The organism is Streptomyces sp. SudanB52_2052 (assembly GCF_964272415.1).
Lineage (GTDB): Bacteria > Actinomycetota > Actinomycetes > Streptomycetales > Streptomycetaceae > Streptomyces > Streptomyces olindensis.
On the sequence record NZ_OZ186796.1, the window covers coordinates 5941325 to 5962920 of the forward strand.

The 21596-nt window shown below is 72.7% G+C and carries 16 protein-coding genes; 1 reads left to right on the plus strand and 15 read right to left on the minus strand.

Translation table 11 applies throughout. The annotated features are described in order from the left end of the window. The 11 genes from ACSUPV_RS26610 to ACSUPV_RS26660 form a co-directional block, all read right to left on the minus strand. Positions 1-2562, minus strand: a complete 2562-nt coding sequence (locus ACSUPV_RS26610; RefSeq protein ID WP_436948701.1) for a tetratricopeptide repeat protein — start codon at positions 2560-2562, stop codon at positions 1-3. A 17-nt stretch (positions 2563-2579) separates the two neighbouring features. Then, a complete protein-coding gene (locus ACSUPV_RS26615) occupies positions 2580-3914 on the minus strand; it encodes a hypothetical protein (protein ID WP_037767631.1) in 1335 nt (444 codons plus the stop codon). A gap of 53 nt (positions 3915-3967) precedes the next feature. After that, positions 3968-5029 (minus strand): glutamate ABC transporter substrate-binding protein, encoded by a 1062-nt coding sequence (locus ACSUPV_RS26620; RefSeq protein ID WP_436948702.1) that lies wholly within the window; start codon positions 5027-5029, stop codon positions 3968-3970. Beyond that, entirely contained in the window at positions 5026-6492 is a 1467-nt protein-coding gene (locus ACSUPV_RS26625; protein ID WP_436948703.1) for a hypothetical protein, read from the minus strand. The genes ACSUPV_RS26620 and ACSUPV_RS26625 overlap by 4 nt, the downstream gene beginning before the upstream one ends. Positions 6493-6769: 277 nt before the next feature. Beyond that, positions 6770-7741, minus strand: a complete 972-nt coding sequence (locus ACSUPV_RS26630) for an N-acetylglucosamine kinase (RefSeq protein WP_359794957.1) — start codon at positions 7739-7741, stop codon at positions 6770-6772. Then, positions 7732-8997, minus strand: a complete 1266-nt coding sequence (locus ACSUPV_RS26635; RefSeq protein WP_031120808.1) for a 6-phospho-beta-glucosidase — start codon at positions 8995-8997, stop codon at positions 7732-7734. Before ACSUPV_RS26635 ends, ACSUPV_RS26630 begins: the two co-directional genes overlap by 10 nt. 8 nt (positions 8998-9005) lie before the next feature. Then, on the minus strand, positions 9006-9899 hold the full coding sequence (locus ACSUPV_RS26640; RefSeq protein WP_436948704.1) for a carbohydrate ABC transporter permease: 894 nt from the start codon (positions 9897-9899) through the stop codon (positions 9006-9008). Further along, the gene (locus tag ACSUPV_RS26645; RefSeq protein WP_031120806.1) at positions 9896-10840 is read right to left on the minus strand and encodes a carbohydrate ABC transporter permease; all 945 of its coding nucleotides are present in this window, start codon (positions 10838-10840) and stop codon (positions 9896-9898) included. The genes ACSUPV_RS26640 and ACSUPV_RS26645 overlap by 4 nt, the downstream gene beginning before the upstream one ends. A gap of 3 nt (positions 10841-10843) precedes the next feature. Next, entirely contained in the window at positions 10844-12181 is a 1338-nt protein-coding gene (locus ACSUPV_RS26650) for an ABC transporter substrate-binding protein (RefSeq protein ID WP_436948705.1), read from the minus strand. 52 nt (positions 12182-12233) lie between these two features. Continuing rightward, entirely contained in the window at positions 12234-13445 is a 1212-nt protein-coding gene (locus ACSUPV_RS26655) for an ROK family transcriptional regulator (RefSeq protein ID WP_359794962.1), read from the minus strand. A 256-nt stretch (positions 13446-13701) separates the two neighbouring features. Further along, complete coding sequence (locus ACSUPV_RS26660; RefSeq protein ID WP_037767618.1) at positions 13702-14811, minus strand: mechanosensitive ion channel family protein; 1110 nt, start codon at positions 14809-14811, stop codon at positions 13702-13704. A 313-nt stretch (positions 14812-15124) separates the two neighbouring features. Here ACSUPV_RS26660 and ACSUPV_RS26665 point away from each other — a divergent pair, with 313 nt between their 5' ends. After that, positions 15125-15661 (plus strand): HNH endonuclease, encoded by a 537-nt coding sequence (locus tag ACSUPV_RS26665; protein ID WP_019760491.1) that lies wholly within the window; start codon positions 15125-15127, stop codon positions 15659-15661. 88 nt (positions 15662-15749) lie between these two features. Here the strand turns inward: ACSUPV_RS26665 and ACSUPV_RS26670 are convergent, their stop codons facing one another. The 4 genes from ACSUPV_RS26670 to ACSUPV_RS26685 form a co-directional block, all read right to left on the minus strand. Next, positions 15750-17105, minus strand: a complete 1356-nt coding sequence (locus ACSUPV_RS26670) for an FtsX-like permease family protein (protein WP_436948706.1) — start codon at positions 17103-17105, stop codon at positions 15750-15752. After that, on the minus strand, positions 17102-17788 hold the full coding sequence (locus ACSUPV_RS26675; RefSeq protein ID WP_031120801.1) for an ABC transporter ATP-binding protein: 687 nt from the start codon (positions 17786-17788) through the stop codon (positions 17102-17104). Before ACSUPV_RS26675 ends, ACSUPV_RS26670 begins: the two co-directional genes overlap by 4 nt. Next, on the minus strand, positions 17785-18318 hold the full coding sequence (locus tag ACSUPV_RS26680; protein WP_436948707.1) for a PadR family transcriptional regulator: 534 nt from the start codon (positions 18316-18318) through the stop codon (positions 17785-17787). Before ACSUPV_RS26680 ends, ACSUPV_RS26675 begins: the two co-directional genes overlap by 4 nt. Positions 18319-18396: 78 nt before the next feature. Next, complete coding sequence (locus tag ACSUPV_RS26685; RefSeq protein WP_436948709.1) at positions 18397-21546, minus strand: beta-N-acetylglucosaminidase domain-containing protein; 3150 nt, start codon at positions 21544-21546, stop codon at positions 18397-18399. Positions 21547-21596 lie beyond the last annotated feature (50 nt).

A 21596-nucleotide genomic window follows, 5' to 3' on the forward strand; every position in this document is an offset into this window, starting at 1 on the left:
CTACACCCACGTCCGGGGGCGGTAACGATTGGCACGTTCCACCAGGTCGATCCTCTCCTCGCCGCCCCGCGCCAGCCTGGCCAGCGTGCGGTACGAACGCTCCAGGCCGAAGCGCAGGCCCCGTTCGTCCAGGCCGCTGCCGAGCAGCGTCCGTCCTCCGGCGGCGGGAGGGGCGGAACCCTGGCCCCCGGAGAGTACCCAGTCCAGCGCGCAGCCGAGGACTTCGGCCGACAACTGCTCCCGGCGCGCCGGATCCAGACCGTACGCATCCAGCGCCTCGACCTGCGCCGCGGCGGCCGTCAGGTCCTCCAGGAACGGTACGTCGGAAGACGTCGCCGTGCGCTGCCGCAGCCGCGCCCGGACCGCCGCCACGCGGGCGGCCGTGTAGTGGATGGAGGACTCCGGGACCGACTCCAGCGTCCGTACGGCACTGCGCCGGTCCCCGGTCGCCAGCTGTACGCGGGCCAGCCCGAACGCGGCGCTCACATGGCTCGGGTCCGTCGACCACACCAGCCGGTAGTACTCGGCGGCGTTGTCGAGCTGGCCCAGCACCTCCGCGCACAGGCCCAGCGCCAGCTTGGGCGCGATCTCGCCCGGGAAGGCGTCGTAGATCGCGTCGAAGGCGAGGGCGGCGCCCTCGTCGTCGCCGGTCACCAGCGCGGCCACGCCCCGGTACCAGACCACGCGCCAGTCGTCGGGCCGTTCACCCTCCAGCCGGACCAGGGCCTGCAGCGCGGCGGCCGGATCGCCCGTCTCCAGCCAGGCCCGGATCTGCCGCAGCCGCGTCTCGACCGACGGGGTCGGAGCCGCCGCGAGGGCGCCGAGCAGCTCGGCCGGGGCGGAGGTCATCAGGCCCGCCAGGAAACCCGCGTTGGGGTCGGTCGGGTCGACCCGCGGGACGGGCAGGGCCAGGGCGGCGGCGGAGGTGTCGACGGGTTTGACGAGGCCGTGGACGGTGCCGGGGTGCTGCGGCTGGGCCGCGGCGGCGGGCAGGGCGGGGGCGCGGCGCCGGGTGCGGACCGCCCGCGCGCCGAGCCGCGACACCTCCCCGTCGGGCTTCGGGAACAGCTCCGTGTCCGTGACCCGCAGCTCCGGGCCGAACAGCGTGGACAGGGCCGGCCGGGCGCGGCCCGACTGGAGGGAGACGACCTCCCGCAGGACGCCCGTGAGCTGCTCGGTCATCTCCTGCGCGGAGGCGAACCGGCGGGCCGGGTCGGGGTCCGTGGCGCGGACCAGGAGGCGGTAGAACGACTCGTACTGCCGGAAGACCTCGATGTGGTCCGGGTCGGGCAGGGAGTCCGCGTAGACGTTCGTGTAGCCCTGGAAGTCGAAGGTGAGGACGGCGAGGGTGCGGGCGACGGTGTAGAGGTCGCTCGCCACCGACGGGCCCGCCTCCGCCACCTCCGGCGCCTGGTAGCCGACCGTGCCGTAGATGGCCGACTCCTCGTCGTCCATCCTGCGCACGGCGCCCATGTCGATCAGCTTCAGCTGGTCCTCGGTCTGGATCGCGTTGTCGACCTTGAAGTCGCAGTAGAGCAGGTTCCGGCTGTGCAGGTGGCCGAGCGCCTCCAGCGCCTCGATGCCGTACGCGCAGGCCTGCTCCACCGGCAGCGGGTCGCGCCGGCCCTCCGGGGTGCGGCGGGCGTTGGCGATCTCCTTCAGGGACTTGCCGCCGACGTACTCCATGACGATGTAGCCGTCGAGCGAACCCGTGCGCTGGTCCAGGTGCTCCACGAAGTTGTAGATCCGCACGATGTTGGCGTGCTCGATCTCCGCGAGGAAGCGCCGCTCGGAGATCGCCGCGGCCATCGCGTCCTGGTCGCCCGTGTCCAACAGGCCCTTGAGGACCACCCAGCGGTCCGAGACCGCCCGGTCGACGGCGAGGTAGATCCAGCCGAGACCGCCGTGCGCGAGGCAGCCGACCACCTCGTACTGGCCGTGCACCACGTCCCCGGCCTTCAGCTTCGGCACGAACGAGTACGGGTGCCCGCACTTGGTGCAGAAGCCCTCCGTACGGCCCGGCCGGTCGCCGCGCGCCCGGCCCACCGGAGCGCCGCAGTCCGAGCGCGAGCAGAACCGCTTCCGCTCGGGCACCTCGGGGTGGTCCAGGACCATCGCCCGCGGGTCGGGCCGCGGGATCGGCGGGACCTGGACCAGCCCGGCGCCCAGCCGCCCCCGGGACGCGGAACCGGCGGCGGAACCGGAGCTGCGCACCGACACCGAGCGGCCCGTCGACTTGCCCGACAGGGAGCGCGAGAGGCGCCCCGACACCGAGCGGCGCGACTTCGACGACTGCGACGACGTACGGGAGGAGCCACGGCTGCCTGAGCGGGAGCTGCCGCTGCCGCCCGAGCCGGCCCCGCCCCCGGCGGTGATGCCGGTGGGGGGTGAGCCGACCATGCCTCCCCCGGAGGGGGGACCCCCAGCCGCGACGACCGGGGCGAGGCCGCAGGTGTCGCAGTACAGCTCGCCGCCGCCCACGTCCTCGTAGCTGCCGTCGCAGGTGGGGCGCTGGCAGCCGCTGGGTGACGGGCCGGGTGGTTGCTGCGGTGCCTGACTCATGGACTCCCCCTTGTCGCTCATGCGCCCGGCCCCCTCCGGTCGTCCTCCACGGCGCCCTGGTCCGGCACCCGTGGACCGCCGAGCAGTTCCGCGGCCGCCTGCTGGTAGCGCAGCACGGCCTGTTCGGCCGCGCGCAGGTCGCAGGGGGCGCTCCACAGCATGCGGCGCGCCTTCTCGTAGCGCTCCACCAGCAGGGCGTCCTCCGCGAAGCCGTGCCGGGCGACCTTCGCCTTGTACGCGTCGAGCCGGCCGCGCAGCTCGGCGCGGACCGCGAGGGGCGCGGTGACCGCGGTCAACGACTCGCGGGCGCGCAGCAGTTCGTCCTCGGCCTTCTGCTCCAGCGACTCCAGCAGCGGGGACAGCCGGTGCCACTGCGCCTGGCGGCGGTACTCCGCGGCCGCCGCCAGCTGCTCCTGGAGCGCGGTCGGCGGTCCGCTGACGACCGGCACCTCCGTCGCGGCGATCTTCGCGAGGACCTCGCCGCGGGCGGTGCGCGCCTCGGCGAGCGTACGGTCCGCGCGGCTGAGGACGTCCCGAAGCTTGACGATCCGCTTCTCGGCGTCCTGACGCACCGTCAGCACCGCATCGATCTCCCGGCGCACGTCCTCCAGGGCGCGCGCCTCACGGTCGTACACCGTCGTGTCCGGCCGGCCGCCGCCCGGCGCCGAACTGCCCTCGGCCGGGACCCAGAACGCCAGCGGGTCCGACACGACCTCCGCGCGCAGCTTCGTCAGCGTGCGCGTGATGCGTTCCAGGTCGTCGCCCGACGGGTGCTCGCCGGGGCGCACGCCGACCGAGTGCGCGAGCCGGCGGGTGCGCTGGAGTTCGGCCGCCAGCAGGTCGATCCGGGCCGGCAGCGCCGACCAGACCGCGTCCGCGGCGACCACCATGTCCAGGCTCGTGGCGTACAGCTCGTTCATCCGGTCGACGAGCGCGGAGAGCGAGTAGCGCTCGCTGAGCTTGTTCGGAGTGCCGTTGAGCGTCGGGGCGTTGGCCGTCGCGGTGGCGCTGCCCGCGATCGTGACGGACTCGCCGCTGAGCAGCTCCGTCAGCTCCACCAGGTCCTCGCGGCTGGACCAGCGGCGGCGGGCCCGGATCTCGCGGGCGGTGCGCAGCGCGTCCGTGTACGCGTCGAAGTACGTCCACAGCAGCGTGATCGACGCCTCCGTCGACGTCCAGCGCTCCCGGGTGACACCGGTGAGCTCGGCGCCCTCCAGGAGTCTGCGGCCCGCGTGGTCCTGGAGGGCGAGGAGCGAGGTCTCTATCGCCTCGTGCTCCGCGCCGAGCCGCGCCAGCGCACGGTCCACCTCGTCCCGGTCCATCACCGGCCCGGTGGATCCCGTGACGCCCATCGATCACCTCTCGCTGCGGTTGTGCCGGTTGGGGGGTCGGTCCGTCCCGTTGTTCAGGTCCTGCGGAGGTACTCCGGTGCCGGGGGTTCCGACTTCTTCGCATCCTTGCCCAGTGTTGCCGACAGCCATTTGTCGTACGACGCCTGCCAGCCGTTCGCCGTGTCTCCGCGGTAGTCCACCAGAATCTGGTTGACCCGGCGTACCAGATCGTCGGCGTCCTTCTTCATCGCCACGCCGTAGTACTCGGCAGTGAAGGCCTCACCCTTGAGCTGGACCGTCGGATCCTGTGCCGCCTGGCTCGCGGCGAGCGCGCCGTCGGTCACCACCGCGTCGACCTCGCCGAGCTGGAGCCGCACCAGGCAGTCGAGTTGGTTCGGGACGGTGGTGGAGATGTCGGTGGTGGACGGGAGTTCGCCCTTCTTCTGGTCCGCCTCCAGCGTCGAGTACGCCGTGGAGCCCGCCGCCGTGCAGATCCTGCGGTTCGCGAGCGTGTCGTCGTAGCCCTTCACGGCCGAGGACTTGGGCGCCAGGACCTGCTGGCCCGTCTTGAAGTAGGGCGCGGAGAAGGCGACGTCCTTGATGCGTGCGCAGTTGATCGTCATGGTGCGGACGACCATGTCCACGCGGCCGTCCTTGATCGCCGGGATGCGCTGGTCGGTCGGGATCGCCTTGAACTGGACCGCGTTCGGGTCGCCGAGGATGTCCTCGGCGATGCGGTGCACCAGATCGATGTCGAAGCCTTCGAGCTCCGCGGTCCTGCCGCTGTTGGGGTTGCGGTAGCCCCAGCGGTAGCTGTTCTGGTCGACGCCGACGATCAGCTTGCGCTTCTCGCCCTCGCGGTTCTTGATCGCCTGGATGGTGTCGCCGTCCGCGGAGGACGGGGCGAGGGTCTGCTTCTCCGGGTCGTCGCAGTCCTCGTCGGCCTTGGTCTGGGCGGTGGGGGTGGTGTGGGCGGTGCGGGTGGCGGCGCGGCCGTCCGTGGTGACGGCGGTCCGGGGGAGGCACAGGGCGATGAACGCCACCAGGGCGCAGACGACTGCCATCGCCGTCACTCCGCCCCAGCCCCTGAGAGTGCTTCGCACCGTCGTGCCTCCTCTCGTCCGTGGTCCGTTCATCGGTACTCCGACAGCCTGCGGCCGATGCCCAGGACCGCGCCCGCGGCGCCCAGGACGGCGAGGACGGCCGCGCCCGCCGCGAGGCCCGTCAGGGCGTCCCTGCCGTCACCGGCCGCGCGTTTGAACTCGGTCTCCTCGTGCACGAGGGCCGTGTGCAGGTTCTTGTCGACGCTGTCGAAGCACTCGCCGGTCGCGCCCCTGGGGCCGATGACCCTGTCCAGTGCCTGCTGGTAGTTGCCGTTCTCGTCCAGCTCGCGGGCCGCGGTGTGGCGCTTCTGCCACTCCTTCATGTTGCCGACGGCGGCGGTGACCGGCTGTTCGCCGGAGGTGTCGTCGGCGAGCTTCCCGGCCGCCGCCAGGTGCCGGCCGAGGGCCTTGATGTCCGTGCCGAAGTCGTAGTCGTAGGCGTCGTACGTCTCGTCGCCGACCTTCTTCGTCTCGGCGCCGCGGGCCACCAGCGTCAGGTTCTCGTTGCCCCGGGCCTTGAGGGAGGCGATGCGGGCGTCGTGCAGGACGTTCAGGGAGCGGACGCCGTGGTCGTAGGAGTCGTTCAGGCCGGCGCGGGCGACGCTGTGGCCGACGACCAGCCACAGCAGGACGACCGTCGCCGTCGCCGTGGCGGCGACCAGACCGTGGTTGAGGACCCGGTTCGTCCGCTGGTACGTGCGGTGCTGGGCCCAGGCGAGGGCGGCGAGGGCGGCGACGCCGAGGGCGATGGCCGCCCAGGGGTAGGGCGTGGCGTCCGCGTAGTCCGCCCTCAGGCGCTGGTTCTCCTTCTTGTACAGGTCCTCCGCCGCCGGGAGCATCTGCTGCTGCATCTTCTCGTTGGCGTAGCGGAGGTAGGCGCCGCCGACGGGGAAGCCCTGGCGGTTGTAGGTGCGGGCGCGTTCGACCAGGCCCTTGTACTCCGGGAGGAGCCGGTTGAGCTTGGCGATCGTCGCGGTGGACGGGGAGTCCGGGTCGGCGTTGGCGGCGGCGTTGACGAGTTTCTCGGCGGCCGTGCGGATGTCCTTCTCGTAGCGGTCGCGGGTGGCGGCCGTCTCCTGGCCGCCGGCGAGGAAGCCGCTGGAGGCGGCGGTGTTGGCGTCCGCGAGGGAGCGGTAGATGTCGGCCGCGTCCGAGCTGAGGGGCTGGCTGCTGGTGAGGACGTCGTCGGCGGCGGTCGCGCGGGCGGTCATCTGCCAGGCGGTGACGGAGCCGAAGGCGATGACGAGGAGGGCGAGGAGGGCGCCGATGATGCGGAGGCGGCCGGGTTCGGTGGTGGCCGCGGCGCGGAGTTGGTCGAAGCCCTCGGCGAAGGCGGTGCGGCGGCGAGGGGTGGGGGGCGGGGTGGGGCTGCTGCCGGTGCCGGTGCCGGTGCCGGTGGGTGCCGGGGCCGGTGGGGCTGGTTGGGCGGGTACGGCCGGGAGGGTGGGCAGGTTGGGGCCCGGTGGTGGTGCGCTGCTCTTCGGCGGGTATGTCACTGTGACCTCCCCCATGGTCATCCGTCGCCGCAAGTATCGCTGCCGGGACCGACATCCGCACCGGCCTTGCCTCGATCTTGATCGGATCGCAGCGTGCAGCAACACCGCTTGTAGGAACACGTCGGGGGAGGGGGTTCGGTTCCCGTGGGGGTGCGCGTCTTCGCCTGCGCCGGTGGTGGGTTGGGGCCGCGCCGGGGGGTGTCCGTCCTCGGAACGGCACGATCGACTTGCGTGCCGACTGACTGTTCGTTGACGCGCCAACCGCTGCGGGCCTGTTCTAGGCGCCGAAGTGCCTGCGCAACCTCTTCTGCGCCCCCTTCCCGGCCCCCACCCTGTCCAGCCCCAGCAACGCCGCCCCCAGTACCGGACTCGCCGTCACCACCCGCGGTGTCGCCTTCGGCGCCCGGTCCGTGAGGAGGTGTGCGATGTGGTCGTTGAGTTGGGGGTGCCGCGCTGCCAGGACGCCGCCGCCCAGGAGGACGGGGGTCTCCTCGGTCAGGAGGTCCAGGCGGGTCAGGGCCACCACCGCCATGGAGACGACCTCTTCGGCCTGGCGTTCCACGATCGCGCGGGCGATCGTGTCGCCGTCGGCGGCCGTGGCGAACAGGACCGGAGTCAGTTCGTGGCGTCGGGGCGGTGGGATGTGCCCCAGGTGCAGGGCCTCGATGAGGGCGTACATGGAGGGCAGGCCGAAGTGGGCGGGGAGGGTGTCGGCGAGGGCCGTGGGGGCGCCGCGGCCGTCCTCCGCGCGCGACGCGTGCCACAGGGCCTCCTCGGACAGGCCCCAGCCGCCGCCCCAGTCGCCGGAGACCCTGCCGAGTGCCGGGAAGCGGGCGGTGCGGCCGTCGGGGCGCATGCCCACACAGTTGATGCCCGCGCCGCAGACGACCGCGACCCCCCGGGGTTCGGTGACACCGGCCCGGAGGATGGCGAAGGTGTCGTTGCGGACCGTCACCGTCGTGCCCCAGCCGCGTGCCCGCAGGGCCGCCGCCAACTGGTCCTCCTCGACGGGGAAGTCGGCGTTGGCGAGGCAGGCGGAGACGTGGGTGACCGAGGTGGTCCCGGCGGTGGTGAGAGCCTGGGTGACCGGGGCGGCGAGGTTCTCCATCGCCGTGTCGAGGCCCACGGCCGGGGGACGGAAGCCGCCCCCGCGTGCCGTGGCCAGGACGTCTCCGTCCGCCGTCACGATCGCGACGTCCGTCTTGCTGTTGCCCGCGTCGATCGCGAGGACACGTGCGGTCAGGCCCACGCGAGGTGCTCCCGGTTGTGTGCGATGAGTCGGTCGGTGAGCGTCTCGGCGTACGCGTGCTGGGCGATGAGGGGGTGGGAGAGCAGGGCGCGGAAGACGCGGTCCCGGCCGCCGTGCAGGGCGGCTTCGAGGGCCAGGTGCTCGTAGGCCGTGACGTTGGCCATCAGGCCCGCGTAGAGGGGGTCCACGGGGTGGACGGGGAGAGGGGAGGCGCCCTTGGGGCCCACCGCCGCCTGGACCTCGATCACCGCGTCGTCGGGGAGGAAGGGGAGCGTGCCGGCGTTGCGCGTGTTCACCACCTGGTACGGAGTACCCGCGTTGCCCAGCAGGGACGCCGCCAGGTCCACCGCCGCCTCCGAGTAGTAGGCGCCGCCCCGCTTGGCGAGCAGGTCCGGCTTTACGTCCAGGGCCGGGTCGGCGTACATCGCCAGCAGACGCCGTTCCATGTCGGCCACTTCGGCCGCCCGGGACGGTTTCGTCCTGAGGTCGCGTACGACCTCGTCGTGCGCGTAGTAGTAGCGCAGGTAGTAGGAGGGGATCACGCCCAGCGTGTCGAGCAGGGGGCGGGGGAGGCGGAGGTCGGCCGCGATCGTGTCGCCGTGGGCGGTCAGCAGTTTCGGGAGGACGTCCTCGCCCTCCGGGCCGCCCAGGCGTACCGCCGTCTCCCAGGTGAGGTGGTTGAGGCCCACGTGGTCCAGGTGGAGGTCGGTGGGCGCGACGCCCAGCAGGCCGGCGAACTTGCGTTGCAGGCCGATCGCCACGTTGCACAGGCCGATCGCCTTGTGGCCCTCCTGGAGCAGGGCACGGGTCACGATGCCGACCGGGTTGGTGAAGTCGATGATCCAGGCACGGGGGTTGGTGCGGCGGACGCGGTCCGCGATGTCCAGGACGACCGGGACCGTGCGCAGCGCCTTCGCCAGGCCTCCGGCGCCGGTGGTCTCCTGTCCCACGCAGCCGCACTCCAGGGGCCACGTCTCGTCCTGTTCCCGGGCCGCCTGGCCGCCCACGCGCAGTTGCAGGAGGACCGCGTCCGCGCCGTCCACCGCCGCGTCGAGGTCGGTGGTGGTGGTGATCCGGCCGGGGTGGCCCTGGCGGGTGAGGATGCGGCGGGCGAGGCCGCCGACGAGGTCCAGGCGGTCCTGCGCCGGGTCCATCAGGACGAGTTCCTCGACGGGCAGGGTGTCCCTCAGGCGGGCGAAGCCGTCCACGAGTTCGGGGGTGTAGGTCGAGCCTCCGCCGACCACGGTGAGTTTCATGAGCGTTCCTAACCCTTTACTCCGGTGAGCGTGACACCCTCTACAAACGCCTTCTGGGCGAAGAAGAACACGAGGATCACGGGGGCCATCACCAGCACGGTGGCGGCCATGGTGAGGTTCCAGTCGGTGTGGTGGGCGCCCTTGAAGGACTCCAGGCCGTAGGAGAGGGTCCAGGCGCCCGGGTTCTCCGAGGCGTAGATCTGAGGGCCGAAGTAGTCGTTCCAGGCGTAGAAGAACTGGAAGAGCGCCACCGCCGCCATGCCCGGTTTCGCCATCGGGAGGACGACCTTCAGGAGGGTGCGCAGGTCGCCGCAGCCGTCCACCCTGGCCGCGTCCAGGTACTCGTCGGGGATCGTCGTGAGGAACTGGCGCAGCAGGAAGATCGAGAACGCGTCGCCGAACGCCATGGGGATGATCAGCGGCCAGAGCGTGCCGGACAGGTCCAGCTGCTTCGCCCAGAACAGGTACATCGGGATGATGACCACCTGCGGCGGCAGCATCATCATCGAGATGACCAGCATCAGGGCCAGGTTGCGGCCCCGGAAGCGGAACTTCGCCAGGGCATAGGCCACCGGGATCGAGGAGATCACCGTGAGCGCCGTGCCCAGGACCGCGTAGAACAGGGTGTTCCGCCACCAGGTGAGGAAGCCCGGGGTGTCGAAGACCCTCCGGTAGTTGTCCCATTCCCAGGTGTGCGGGATCAGGTCGCGGCTGAGCGCCTGGCTGTCGCTCATGAGCGAGGTCAGCAGGACGAAGAGGAACGGGAGGGTGAAGAAGAGGGCTGCCGCGACGCCCAGGGAGTGGATCGCGATCCACTCCAGGAACGCCCGGCGGTGGGCCGTGCGGGCCGCGGGAGAGTGCGGCGCCTTCGACTCCACTGGCTTCTCCAGGAGTTGCGTCATCGTTCACCTGCCTGGATCAGGCCGCCCCTGCGGCGCATCAGGAGTGCCGTGAAGGCCATGGAGAGGGCGAAGAGGACCAGGGCGACCACGCAGGCGGAGCCGTAGTCGAAGCGCTGGAAGCCCAGGTTGTAGACGAGTTGGGGGAGGGTGAGGGTGGACTTGTCCGGGTAGCCCGGCTCGAACTGCGTGCCCGCGCCCTGGATCACGCCCGACGCGACCTTCCCGGCGATCAGCGGCTGCGTGTAGTACTGCATGGTCTGGATCACGCCGGTGACGACGGCGAACATGATGATCGGGGAGATGTTCGGCAGGGTCACGTAGCGGAAGCGCTGCCAGGGGGTCGTGCCGTCCAGTTCCGCCGCCTCGTACTGCTCCTTGGGCACGTCGAGCAGGGCCGCCATGAAGATGACCATCAGGTCGCCGATGCCCCACAGGGCCAGCAGGGTCAGAGCGGGTTTCGACCAGGTGGGGTCGTTGAACCAGCCGGGGGCGGGGAGCCCGGTCTTCTCGAGGATCGAGTTGACCGGGCCCGTGCCGGGGTTGAGGAGGAAGGCGAACGCCATCGTGGCCGCCACGGGCGGGGCCAGGTACGGCAGGTAGAAGAGGGTGCGGAAGACGCCCGTGGCCGTTCTGATCCTGGTGATCAGCAGGCCCACGCCCAGGCCGAAGGCGACCCGGAGCGTGACCATGATGACGACCAGCCACAGCGTGTTGCGCAGGGCGGGCCAGAAGAAGGGGTAGTGCGTGAAGACGTACGTCCAGTTCTTCGTGCCCGTCCAGGCCGGCGGCCGGAAGCCGTCGTACCGCATGAAGGAGAAGTAGACGGTGGAGATCAGGGGGTAGGCGAAGAAGACCGTGAAACCGATCAGCCAGGGGGAGAGGAAGGCGAGCGTGCGCAGGGTCGAGCGGCGGTGTTTCGCGCGCAGGGCGGAGGTGCTCATCGCTCACTTCGCCTGTGCGATGTCCGTGTCGATCTGCCGGGCGGTGTCCCTCAGGCCCTTCTTCAGATCGGTGACCTTGCCGCTTTCGTAGTCGTAGCCGAACTGCTGGATCGTGGTGAGGTAGACGCCGCCGTTGACGGAGGCGGGGGCGGTGGTGGAGTTCGGGTTCGCGGCGATCTCCAGGAACGTCTTGAAACGCGGGTCGTACTTCAGCTTCGGGGACTTCAGGGCTTCCAGGGTCGAGGGCACGTTGTGGATCGCGTTGGAGAAGTTCACCACCGCGTCCGTGTTCGTCGTCATGTACTTCACCAGCTCCCAGGCCGCGTTCTGCTTCGTGCTGGTCGCGGCGATGCCGGCGATGGTGCCGGTGATGTAGCCCTTGCCGTACTGGTCGGCCTGGTCGTCGGGGACGGGCAGCGGGGCCACGCCGATGTCGAACTTCGGCTTGGCGGCCAGGGCCATGCCCAGGCGCCACTCGCCGTCGAGCTGCATGGCGACCTGGCCGGTGTGGAAGGGGTGCTTGGGGCCCCATTCGTCACCGAGCTTGGAGCGGTAGGTCTCCAGCTTGCGGTAGCCGCCGAGTCCGTCGACCAGCTTCTTCTGGACCGTGAAGGCCTTTTCGAAGGCGGGGTCCTCGGCCACGTTCGACTTGCCGTTCGCGTCGAAGTACGTGGGGGAGAACTGGCCCAGGTAGTGCTCGGTGGTCGTTTCCCAGCCGTGGTAGTTCGGCATGAAGCCGAGCTGCTCGAAGGTGTCGCCCCGGGGGATCGTGAGCTTCTTCGCGACCTTCTCGAATTCCGACCAGGTCCTGGGCGGGGCGGTGATGCCGGCCTTCTGGAACGCCGTCTTGTTGTAGTAGAGGCCGTAGGCGTCGCCGAGGAGGGGGACCGCGCAGCGGTTCCCGTCGAACTGGGTGTACTCGTTCATCGCCTTCGGAAAGGTCTTCGCCGGGTCGATGCCCGACTTCTCGAAGAACGGGTTGAGGTCCACCAGGGCGCCGGAGGAGCAGAACTTCCCGACGCTGTTCGTGGTGAAGGACGAGATCACGTCCGGGGCCTTGGCGCCACCGGCGCGCAGGGCCTGGTTGATCTTGTCGTCCGTCATGTTGCCGACGACCTTGACCTGGATGTTGGGGTGCGCCTTCTCGAAGCCGGCGACGAGGTCCTGGACGGCCTTCACCTCCGAGGGCGCGCTCCAGGCGTGCCAGAAGTTGAGGGTCGTCTCCTGGGAGGCGTCGTCGCTCGCACCGGCGTCCGACTGGCCGGTGCACGCCGTGGCGAGGAAGGCGAAGGAGGCGGAGGCGGCAAGGATGATTGCCGCCTTACGGGATGTTCCGGGCATGGCAGAGCTCCCTGAGGCACGGGGGAAGAGGGAAATACCGGAGAGGGGGGAGTCAGCGGGAGGTGTCGAAGACCTCGTCGCGCGTGGTCGCGAGCGCGCTCTCCAGCGCGCCGCGCAGCACGGGGTGTTCACGGACGTCGCCCACGACCAGGCGCGGGCGGGACGCGGCCAGCTCCTCCAGCTCGGCCTGGACGAGAGCGCGCAGCTCCTCGCCGCCCGAGGTGAGGGCCGTGCCGCTCAGGACGACGAGCTCGGGGTCGAGGACCGAGACAAGGGAGGCCAGACCAGTGGCGAGCCGGGTCGCGTAGGTCCGCAGGAGACGGCGGTGGGCGTCGTCGTCGGCCTGCGCCGCCCGGGCCACCAGCTGTGCGGCGGCCTCGGCGTACGGGCCCTCGGGGATGTCCTCGATGCCCAGTTCGCGGGCCAGGCGCGGGACGGCCTGGGAACCGGCCAGCTCCTGGTAGCCGCCGCTGTTGGCCTTGGTGACCTGGCGGACCAGGGGTGTGCCCGGCACCGGCAGGAAGCCGACCTCGCCGGCGCCGCCGGTCCAGCCGCGGTGCAGCCGGCCGCCGAGGACCAGGGCGGCCCCGAGGCCCTCCTGGTTCCACAGCAGGACGAAGTCCGCGTGCCCGCGGGCCGCGCCCAGGCGCTGTTCGGCGAGCGCGACCAGGTTGACGTCGTTCTCGTACTCGAACGGCATCGGCAGGGCTGCGGCGAGTTCGTCCAGCAGCGTGGGGGAGTGCCAGCCGGGCAGGTGGGAGGCGTAGCGCAAGCGGCCCGTGGTGGGGTCGAAGGCGCCGGGGGTGCCGATGACCAGGCGGTGGACGTCGTCCCGGGCGAGGCCCGCCGCCTTCACCGCGCCGTCCAGGGCGTCGGTGACCTGCTGGACGACCGGGGTGCCGGTGCGCCTGCCGGGGGTGGGCAGTTCGAAGTGGCCGACCGTGCGGCCGGTGATGTCGGCGACCGCGGCCAGGATCCGTTCGGGGGTGACGTCGAGTCCCGCGGCGTGACCGGCCGCCGGGTTGACCTCGTACAGCTGGGCGTTCGGGCCCGGCCGGCCTTCGGTGGTGCCGGTGGCCAGGACGAGTCCGGCCGCCTCCAGGCGGGCCAGGAGCTGGGACGCGGTCGGCTTGGACAGGCCGGTGAGCTTGCCGATGCGGGTGCGGGACAGCCGGCCGTGTTCCAGGAGCAGGTCGAGGGCGGCCCGGTCGTTCATGGCGCGCAGGACGCGCGGGGTGCCCGGCGTGCCGGCGGTTCCTGCCATGCGTGTCCACACCTGCCTCTCGGCTGCTCAGCTTCTCAGTGACCCGTGACGGAAGTCCATCGTGCATGACTTTGGGTGCACTGTTAGGAAAGTTTCCTATCGGTGGGGAGGAAAGTAAGCCCGTCGCCGCACGGCCGTCAAGAGAGGGGCGGCCCATAGCTTTCCGGGCATGTCGTCCTCCTCCGGGCATGCCGTCCTCCGGGCATGCGAAGAGGGCGGCACCCGGATCTGCAGGGTGCCGCCCTCCGGGCAGTCGCTACTTCGTGGTGCTCGTCGGCGCGGGAGGCGTGAGCGGGGACGCCGCCGCCGACTGCGGGGACGCCGTGTTCGCGTACACCGACGGGGCCGCCATCCCCGCCGTCGGGTCGGCGGGCTCCTCCTCCACCGGGGCCGTGGCGCCGCCGACGATCCGGATGTCCGCCGCGTCGAAGGCCCGCTTGACGCGCCAGCGCAGCTCGCGCTCCACCGTCAGGGACTTGCCCGGCATCGTCTTGGCCGAGAGGCGCACGACCATGGAGTCCAGCAGGACGCTGTCGAGGCCCAGGACCTCGATCGGGCCCCACAGCAGCTCGTTCCAGGGCTCCTCGGCGCCCATCTTCTCCGCGACCTCGTCCAGCGTGGATTTGACCTTGTCCAGGTCCTCGGTGGCGGCGACCGTGACGTCCACGTTGGCCGTCGCCCAGCCCTGCGAGAGGTTGCCGATGCGCTTGACCTCGCCGTTGCGGACGTACCAGATCTCGCCGTTGTCGCCGCGCAGCTTGGTCACGCGCAGGCCCACCTCGATGACCTCGCCGGAGGCGACGCCCGCGTCGATCGTGTCACCGACGCCGTACTGGTCCTCAAGGATCATGAAGACGCCGGAGAGGAAGTCCGTGACCAGGTTGCGGGCGCCGAAACCGATCGCCACGCCCGCGACACCGGCGGAGGCCAGCAGCGGGGCGAGGTTGATGTTGAACGCGGAGAGGATCATCAGCGCCGCGGTGCCCATGATGAGGAAGCTGGCCACCGAGCGCAGCACCGAGCCGATCGCCTGCGAGCGCTGACGGCGCCGCTCGACATTGACCAGGAGTCCGCCCAGCGGGCTGCCGTCCGAGCTCTGCGCGGTGCGGCTCATCCGGTCTATGAGCTTGGTGATCGCCCGCCGTACCGCGACCCTCAGCACCGCCGCTATCACCAGGACCAGCAGGACCTGGAGACCGATCGCGAGCCAGGTCGACCAGTTCTGCTCGACCCAGCCGGCGGCGTTCGTCGCACTCTCCTGCGCGTCCTGGAGCGAGGGCACTCTCGGGGACTGGGTATCCGACGGGGTCGGCGACGGTGACGGGCCGGCGGCCAGCAGGACGGCGTCCGCAACGGACAAGGACACGGCAGGTACCTCCAGGTGCAGCGGTCTGCCCCGGTGCGGTGGTCCTGGGGGGTCAAGGTCACGGTTGGGTCACCGAAAGGGCAGAACCACCACACTAACGGGGCATTGTGTGTGCTCCCTCGGAATGTGTGAAGGAGAGACCGTGCTCACCTGGGCTTGAACAGGCCATGATCCGGGGGATGAATCAGATGTGGTCGAAAACACTCCCAGCCCGTTACGGGGACATGGTGGCGCTTCCACCAGGCATGAGGGGAGACTGACTACGAATCGTCCCGGCGCGAGCCACGCGCCGCCGGCGTCCAAGGAGGCATCCGTGCCGCATGTCCTGGTCCTCAACGCGTCGTACGAGCCGCTAGGTGTCGTACCGCTCCGCCGCGCGCTCGTCCTCGTCCTCGAGAACAAGGCCGTCTGCCTCGAGGAGTCCGGCGCCTATCTGCACAGCGCGACCGTCACAGTCCCCGCACCCAGCGTGGTCCGGCTCAAGCGATTCGTCCGGGTTCCCTATCGGGGGCCCGTTCCTCTGACCCGCCGGGCGCTGTTCGCCCGCGACGGGGGCCGGTGCATGTACTGCGGTGGCGTCGCAACCAGCGTCGACCACGTCATCCCGCGCAGCCGCGGGGGCAAGCACGTCTGGGACAACGTGGTGGCGTCCTGCCGCCGCTGCAACCACGTGAAGGCCGACCGTCACCTCTTCGAGATCGGCTGGCGGCTGCGCCACAAACCCGCTCCGCCCACCGGCCTGGCCTGGCGCATCATCGGGACCGGCCATAGGGACCCGCGCTGGCTGCCGTACTTGCAGCCGTACGGCGCGGACGACGCCTTGGCCCGGATCGACGGCATTTCCGCCTGACGACGATCCGGGCCTTCGTCTTGCCGCGTGCGGCCGACCGGCCCGGGGAACCCCCGTTCCCCCGGGCCGGCCTGTCATGGGAGGGCGCTCACGCGTACCGCAGCTCCCCCGGGCGCAGCGAGCGGCGCAGCAGGGGGAGTGAGGTGGCCGCGGCCAGCAGGCAGGCGGCGTAGACGGCGACGGGCACCAGGGTGATCGCCCAGGGCACCGGCCGGTCGCCGAGCAGGGCGTACCAGGTGCCGATGGCCGTCCCTCCCAGGCCCGCGAGCAGCACCGCGGGGGCCAGCGGCAGCGCCGTCTCCAGCAGCAGGGCGCGGCCGAGCACCGTGCGCGGCACCCCGGCGGCGGCCTGCGCGGCCAGTCCCCGGCGGCGGGTGGCCAGGGACTCGGCGGTGCCGACGGCGAGCCCGGAAAGGGTGATCGCGAAGGCGACGACGATGGCGGCGCCGGTGAGGTCGAGGCCGGTGGTGTAGTAGGACGCGCTCTCGGCGAGGTTCCGCTCGGTCCGCACCACGTCGCTCAGCACCTGCCGGATGCCCATGAAGCCGGTCCCCACGACCGTCACCAGCAGCACCGCCGCATGGGTGCGGGCGGCCGACCAGGGGTCGTCGCGCAGCCGTTCCGCCGCGATCAGCGTCGCCGCCGACCGGGCCCGGGCCGCGAGGATCCGCCCGGTCGCCTTCGCGGTGGCCCCGGAGAGCCACACCGCGCCCGCGCCGACCGCGAGGACCACGCCCATCAGCTGCAGCGGCGGCTCGCCGTTCGGCCGGTTGGGGGCGGCCGTGGACGTGGTGGTGACGGTCAGCAGCGCCACCACCGCGACGAGCAGGACCCCGGCCAGGAAGAGCAGCCCGGGCCCCCGGCCGTCGCGCGGCCCGACCCGGCGCACCCAGCCGAGCGGGGAGGCCACGACCCGGCGCAGCGCCAGGGCGCCCGCCGCCGCGCCCAGCAGCGGTACGGCGCCGGCGACCAGGGCGATCCCCACCCAGGCCAGGGCGGTCGGCCGGTCCCACTGGCGCAGCAGGAGCAGCAGCGACAGGGCGGTGGCGACCGCCGAGCCCAGCAGGCAGGCCAGGCCGGTCTCCAGCGCGGCGATCCGCCGCACCTGCCAGGGTGTCGCCCCGGCCAGCCGCAGTCCGGCCAGCCGCCGGTCGCGGTGCACGGCGCCGATCCGGGCGCACTGGCCGAGGAAGCCCAGCACGGGCACGAGCAGGAGCAGCAGGCCGACGATCACGCCGGCGCGCGTGCCGGGCTCGTCGAGCAGGCCCGCGGCGACGGGCACCCGGTAGCTGCCCCGCAGCGCGGCCAGGGCGACGGCGGCCAGCGCGAAGCCGGTCGCGAGCGCGGCGCCCGTCGCGGTCAGCGCGACCCGCCACCACTCCCCGCGATCGGAACCACGGGTGAGTTCCCAGGCCAGGCGCAGGTCGGAACGCAGGGAGCTCATGCCGTCACCCCCAGCTGCGCGACGGCGCCGTCCCGCAGCTGGACCTCGCGGTCCGCGTACGCCGCCACCTGCGCGTCGTGGGTGATCAGCAGGACCGCCGTGCCCGCCTCGCGGGCCGTGTGCACCAGGGCCGTCATGACCTGCTCGCTCGCCAGGGAGTCCAGCGCACCCGTCGGCTCGTCGGCGAAGACGACCCGCGGGCCGGTGACCAGGGCCCGGGCCAGTGCGGCCCGCTGGGCCTGGCCGCCGCTCATCTCGCCCGGCCGCAGGTCCCGCTGGCCCCGCACCCCGAACCGCTCCAGCCACTCACCGGCCCGCTCCCGGGCCCCGGCCCGGCCGGTGCCGGCCAGCAGCAGCGGCAGGGCGACGTTGTCCAGGGCCGTCAGCTCGGGGATGAGCTGCCCGAACTGGAACACCACGCCGAACTCGGTGCGGCGCAGCTCGCTCAGCCGCTTCTCGGGCAGGTCCTCCAGGCGTCGGCCGTCGTACGTCACCGAGCCGTCGTCCGGGCGGACGATCCCGGCCAGGCAGTGCAGGAGCGTCGACTTCCCGCTGCCGCTCGGGCCGGTCACGGCGAGGATCTCGCCCGCGCCCAGTTCGATCGACGCGCCGCGCAGGGCGGTTGTCCTGCCGTGCGCCTTGACGAGGCCACTGGCCGTGAGAACGGGCACGGGTCTGCTCATGCTGCGTCGACCTCCGCGGTCAGGGTGGCGAGCCGGGCCGCTGTGGTGTTCATCCAGCGGAGGTCGGCGTCGAGGTGGTTGAGGGCGTAGTCCGCCGAGAGCACGGTCGCCAGGTCGGCGCTCTGGGCGGCCTTGACCGCCGTGAGCTCCCGCATCCGCTCCATGTGGGCGGCGCGCTGGGCACTCAGGTACGCGGCCGGGGCGCCGCCCCCGAGGATCGCCACGACGACCTTGGCGAAGATCTCGTTCGTCACGAAGGGCGCGGGCGGGGCGATCTCGGCGGCCCAGCGGGCCAGCTCGCTCGTCCCCTTCTCCGTCGCGCGGTACATCGTCCGCTCCGGGCCGCCGTCCGAGTCGGTGCCCTCGACCTCGGCGAGGCCGTCCCGGACGAGGCGTTGCAGGGTCGTGTAGACCTGCCCGTAGGCCAGCGGGCGGGCCTGCGGGAAGCGTTCGTCGTGGCGTCGCTTGAGGTCGTAGCCGTGGCTCGGACCCGTGGCGAGCAGGCCCAGCAGGATGTGGCGGGTGCTCATGCCGATCATTATGTACTCAGTACATGTACTGAGTGAATAGTGGGCGCGGAAGAAAATCGCCGACGGGTCTCGCCGCGTTCACTCCGTGACGGCGTAGGCCTCCGCCGACCACAGCGAATAGCCGTACGGCGTGGCCCGCTTCTCGCCCTGCACCCGTACGAAGCGCACGTCCGGCTCGTCCATGCGGACGCTCTCCCGACCGCCCCGGCCGTCCCGTACGGCGGCCGCCGTACGCCAGCGGCGGCCGTCCGGCGAGACCTGGACGCGGTAGGCCGAGGGGTGGGCGTCCTGCCAGCGCAGCACGACGCGTCCGAGGCGCGTCGGGCGGGGCAGCTCGACCTGCCACCAGGCGCCGTCGTCGACCGGGGAGGACCAGCGGGTGTCCGGGTCGCCGTCGTTCGCCGCCGACGCCGGGAAGTCGGGCGTCTCGTCGCCCGAGGAGCGGGCGGTGCCGGTGCGGGCCAGGTCGGGGCCGCCGGTGGGCGGGAAGGCGCGCACGGTGAGCGTGCGGGTCGCGTCCGCGAAGCGCAGCCGGACGTCGTACGACCGCATCGGCGTGCCGCGCTCCACGGTCACCTCGACGGGGACCTCCACGGTCGTGCCGCGGGGCACGGTCAGCTCGGTGCCCGGCACCCGGACGCGGACGCCCTCGGGCGCCTCGACGGTGAGCCTGCCGCGGGCGTCGGCGGGACGCAGCGAGCCGAGCCCGGCCGTCAGCCGCCGGACCCGCCCGGGCTCGGCGTCCACACGGTCGCGCGCCAGCTCCAGGGAGGCCGCCGGGGAGTCCCCGAACCACGGCACGAGATGACGCACACGCGACGGGGCCACCCCGACGACCCGCACGGCGTCCACGACCCCCCCGCCCGCCGCCCGCCCGGCGTTGCCCGGTCCGGCCGCGGCCCGGCCGGGCTCGCCGCTCAGACCGGACCCGGCGACCCGACCGGCACCGGGCCGGTCCCGCCCCGGCACGGGCCGCGCGCCCGCGTCCGGGCCGGTCGCCGTCGCGGGCTCCCGCCCGGCGTTCCCCGGTGCGGGGTCGTCGCTCGTGGCGGATCCGGCGGCCCCGCCGACACCCCGCCGGTCCCGCCCGGGCACGGGCTGCTCGCCCGCGTCCGGTCCCGTCACCTCCGGGCCGGGGCCTCGGCGGGTCTCGTCGCGGAGGGGAAGCTCGCTCGCGCCGGAGGCGGACAGGCGGCCGACGGTCCGCCAGCCCCGGCCGGGTACGTGGACCTCGGCGGTGCCCTTTGTGCCGGGGTCGGTCAGGACCGTCACGGCGGTCAGGGGGCGGGGGTGCGGGAAGCGCAGGGTGCGGCCGTCGCCGGGATCGCGGGGCGGCTCGTGGTCGATGCCCGCCCAGGCGGCGTACGACTTCTGCGCCCGCCGCAGGAACGGGTCCAGCACGTCCCCGCCGACCTCGACCCGGGCCGACTCCAGCCGGGCCCGCAGGCCGCCGAGCCCGCGGTACGCCGTCCAGGCCGCCGCCGCGTCCCCGGCGCGCTGCGCGTCCAGCATGTCGAGCGCGGTCGTGCCCGCCTCGCCGTACCGCGCCAGCTGCTCCGCCCAGGGGCCGACCTCCCTGGCGAGGCCCGTGCCCGACAGCCGCCGGGGCAGCTCGCGCAGCACTGTGAAGGCCTCGCGCAGCCGGCGCGCGGCGGCGTCGTCGCCGCCGGTGCCGCCCGCCGTACGCGCACGCCAGTACGCCTCGGTCAACGGCCGCAGATACGCCGACTCCTCCTCGTCCAGCACCGACGACGCGTCGTTGCCGGCGAGCGCGGCCAGGGCCTGCTCGCGGCGCCGGTCCCCGCCCGCGAGGTCGGCGATCGCGGCCCGCCAGGACTCGCCCGGCCGGTAGCCGCGCGGGTTCCAGGCGAAGTCCGCGGCGGTGAACAGCGGGATGCGGGACGCCTCGGGCTGCTGCATGGCGTTGGCGAGCAGGGCGGCAGAGCCGGTCGCGACGGCCGGCTCACGGCCCTGGTAGGGGCCGAGGAAGATGCGGTCCGGCTCGTAGTCGTTGACCGGGTAGTTGTCCATCGTGACCAGCGGGTGCCGGAACGCCTCCCGCGCGGCGGCCAGTTCACGGCCCGTGATCGTGCGGGGCACCACCCCGACGCCCGTCCACGCCACCTCGACCCCCTCGGCCAGCGCGCCCGCCATCGCCCGCCGGTAGTCGGTCGTGCCGTCCTCGTAGTACTCGGTCGGCATCAGGGACAGCCCGGCCGCCCCGGGATGCCGTTCCGCCAGGTGCCGGGCCACCGCGTTCGCCACCCGGGCCTGCGCCCGCGCCGCCGCCTCGGGACCGGAGCCGAACCGCTCGGCGTCCGCCTCGCAGTGCCACTCGCTGTAGCTGACGTCCTGGAACTGGAGCTGGAAGGCCCGGAACCCCAGCGCCCACATCGCGTCCAGCTTCCGCGTCAGCGCCCGCACGTCGGCGTCCGACGCGAAGCACATCGCCTGCCCCGGGGCCACCGCCCAGCCGAGCGTGACGTGGTTGCGGCGCGCCCGCTCGGCCAGCCCCCGGAACCCGGCCCGCTGCTCCGCCGGGTACGGCTCGCGCCAGCGGGCCTGCCGGTACAGGTCGTCGCCGGGGGCGTACAGGTAGCGGTTCTGCTTGGTGCGCCCCATGAAGTCCAGCTGCGCCAGCCGCTGCCGGTGCGTCCACGCGGTGCCGTAGAAACCCTCGGTGATGCCGCGTACGGCGGTGCCCGGCCAGTCGCGTACGACGGCCGCCGTGAAACCGCCGTCGGGACGCAGCAGCTGCCGCAGCGTCTGCACGGCGTGGAACAGCCCGTCCTCGCCGGTGCCGGTGAGGCTGACGCCGCCCGGACCCACGGACAGCTCGTATCCCCCGGCGGGCAGGGCGTGGCGGTCGCCCCGCCGGACGGGCTCGGTCCGCGCGCGCACGACCAGGGCCCCGGGCCCGGCGGAGTCCGTGATCCGGCGTGCCCCGGCCTGCCGCAGCAGCTCGCGCAGGGCCTCGACGGCAGGGCGGTCGGCTCGCCCGTCGCTGATCAGCGCCACCTCGTCCGGCACCGCGACGGGGGCGCCGTTCGCGCGCAGGGACTGCGGGCGCGGCCACACGGAGAGGCCCGCCCCGGCCGTGTCGGACGTCGGCGCGGTGGTCGCACCGGGAGGCGGCGGGGCCGCCACGGCGGCGGGCGGGGCGCCGAGGCTGCCGGCGACGACCGCGACCGCCAGGGCCGCCGCACGCTTCCCACGCCGCAGTCCCACAGGCCCCCTCCACAGGTGTTCGACCGGCAGAACGAGCCCACCACCCGGCC

Coding starts and splice junctions, on each gene's coding strand:
- ACSUPV_RS26615 (WP_037767631.1), bottom strand. CDS start 3,914: ATGGGCGTCACGGGATCCACCGGGCCGGTGATGGACCGGGACGAGGTG.
- ACSUPV_RS26645 (WP_031120806.1), bottom strand. CDS start 10,840: ATGAGCACCTCCGCCCTGCGCGCGAAACACCGCCGCTCGACCCTGCGC.
- ACSUPV_RS26640 (WP_436948704.1), bottom strand. CDS start 9,899: ATGACGCAACTCCTGGAGAAGCCAGTGGAGTCGAAGGCGCCGCACTCT.
- ACSUPV_RS26655 (WP_359794962.1), bottom strand. CDS start 13,445: ATGGCAGGAACCGCCGGCACGCCGGGCACCCCGCGCGTCCTGCGCGCC.
- ACSUPV_RS26635 (WP_031120808.1), bottom strand. CDS start 8,997: ATGAAACTCACCGTGGTCGGCGGAGGCTCGACCTACACCCCCGAACTC.
- ACSUPV_RS26675 (WP_031120801.1), bottom strand. CDS start 17,788: ATGAGCAGACCCGTGCCCGTTCTCACGGCCAGTGGCCTCGTCAAGGCG.
- ACSUPV_RS26670 (WP_436948706.1), bottom strand. CDS start 17,105: ATGAGCTCCCTGCGTTCCGACCTGCGCCTGGCCTGGGAACTCACCCGT.
- ACSUPV_RS26620 (WP_436948702.1), bottom strand. CDS start 5,029: ATGAACGGACCACGGACGAGAGGAGGCACGACGGTGCGAAGCACTCTC.
- ACSUPV_RS26680 (WP_436948707.1), bottom strand. CDS start 18,318: ATGAGCACCCGCCACATCCTGCTGGGCCTGCTCGCCACGGGTCCGAGC.
- ACSUPV_RS26650 (WP_436948705.1), bottom strand. CDS start 12,181: ATGCCCGGAACATCCCGTAAGGCGGCAATCATCCTTGCCGCCTCCGCC.
- ACSUPV_RS26610 (WP_436948701.1), bottom strand. CDS start 2,562: ATGAGTCAGGCACCGCAGCAACCACCCGGCCCGTCACCCAGCGGCTGC.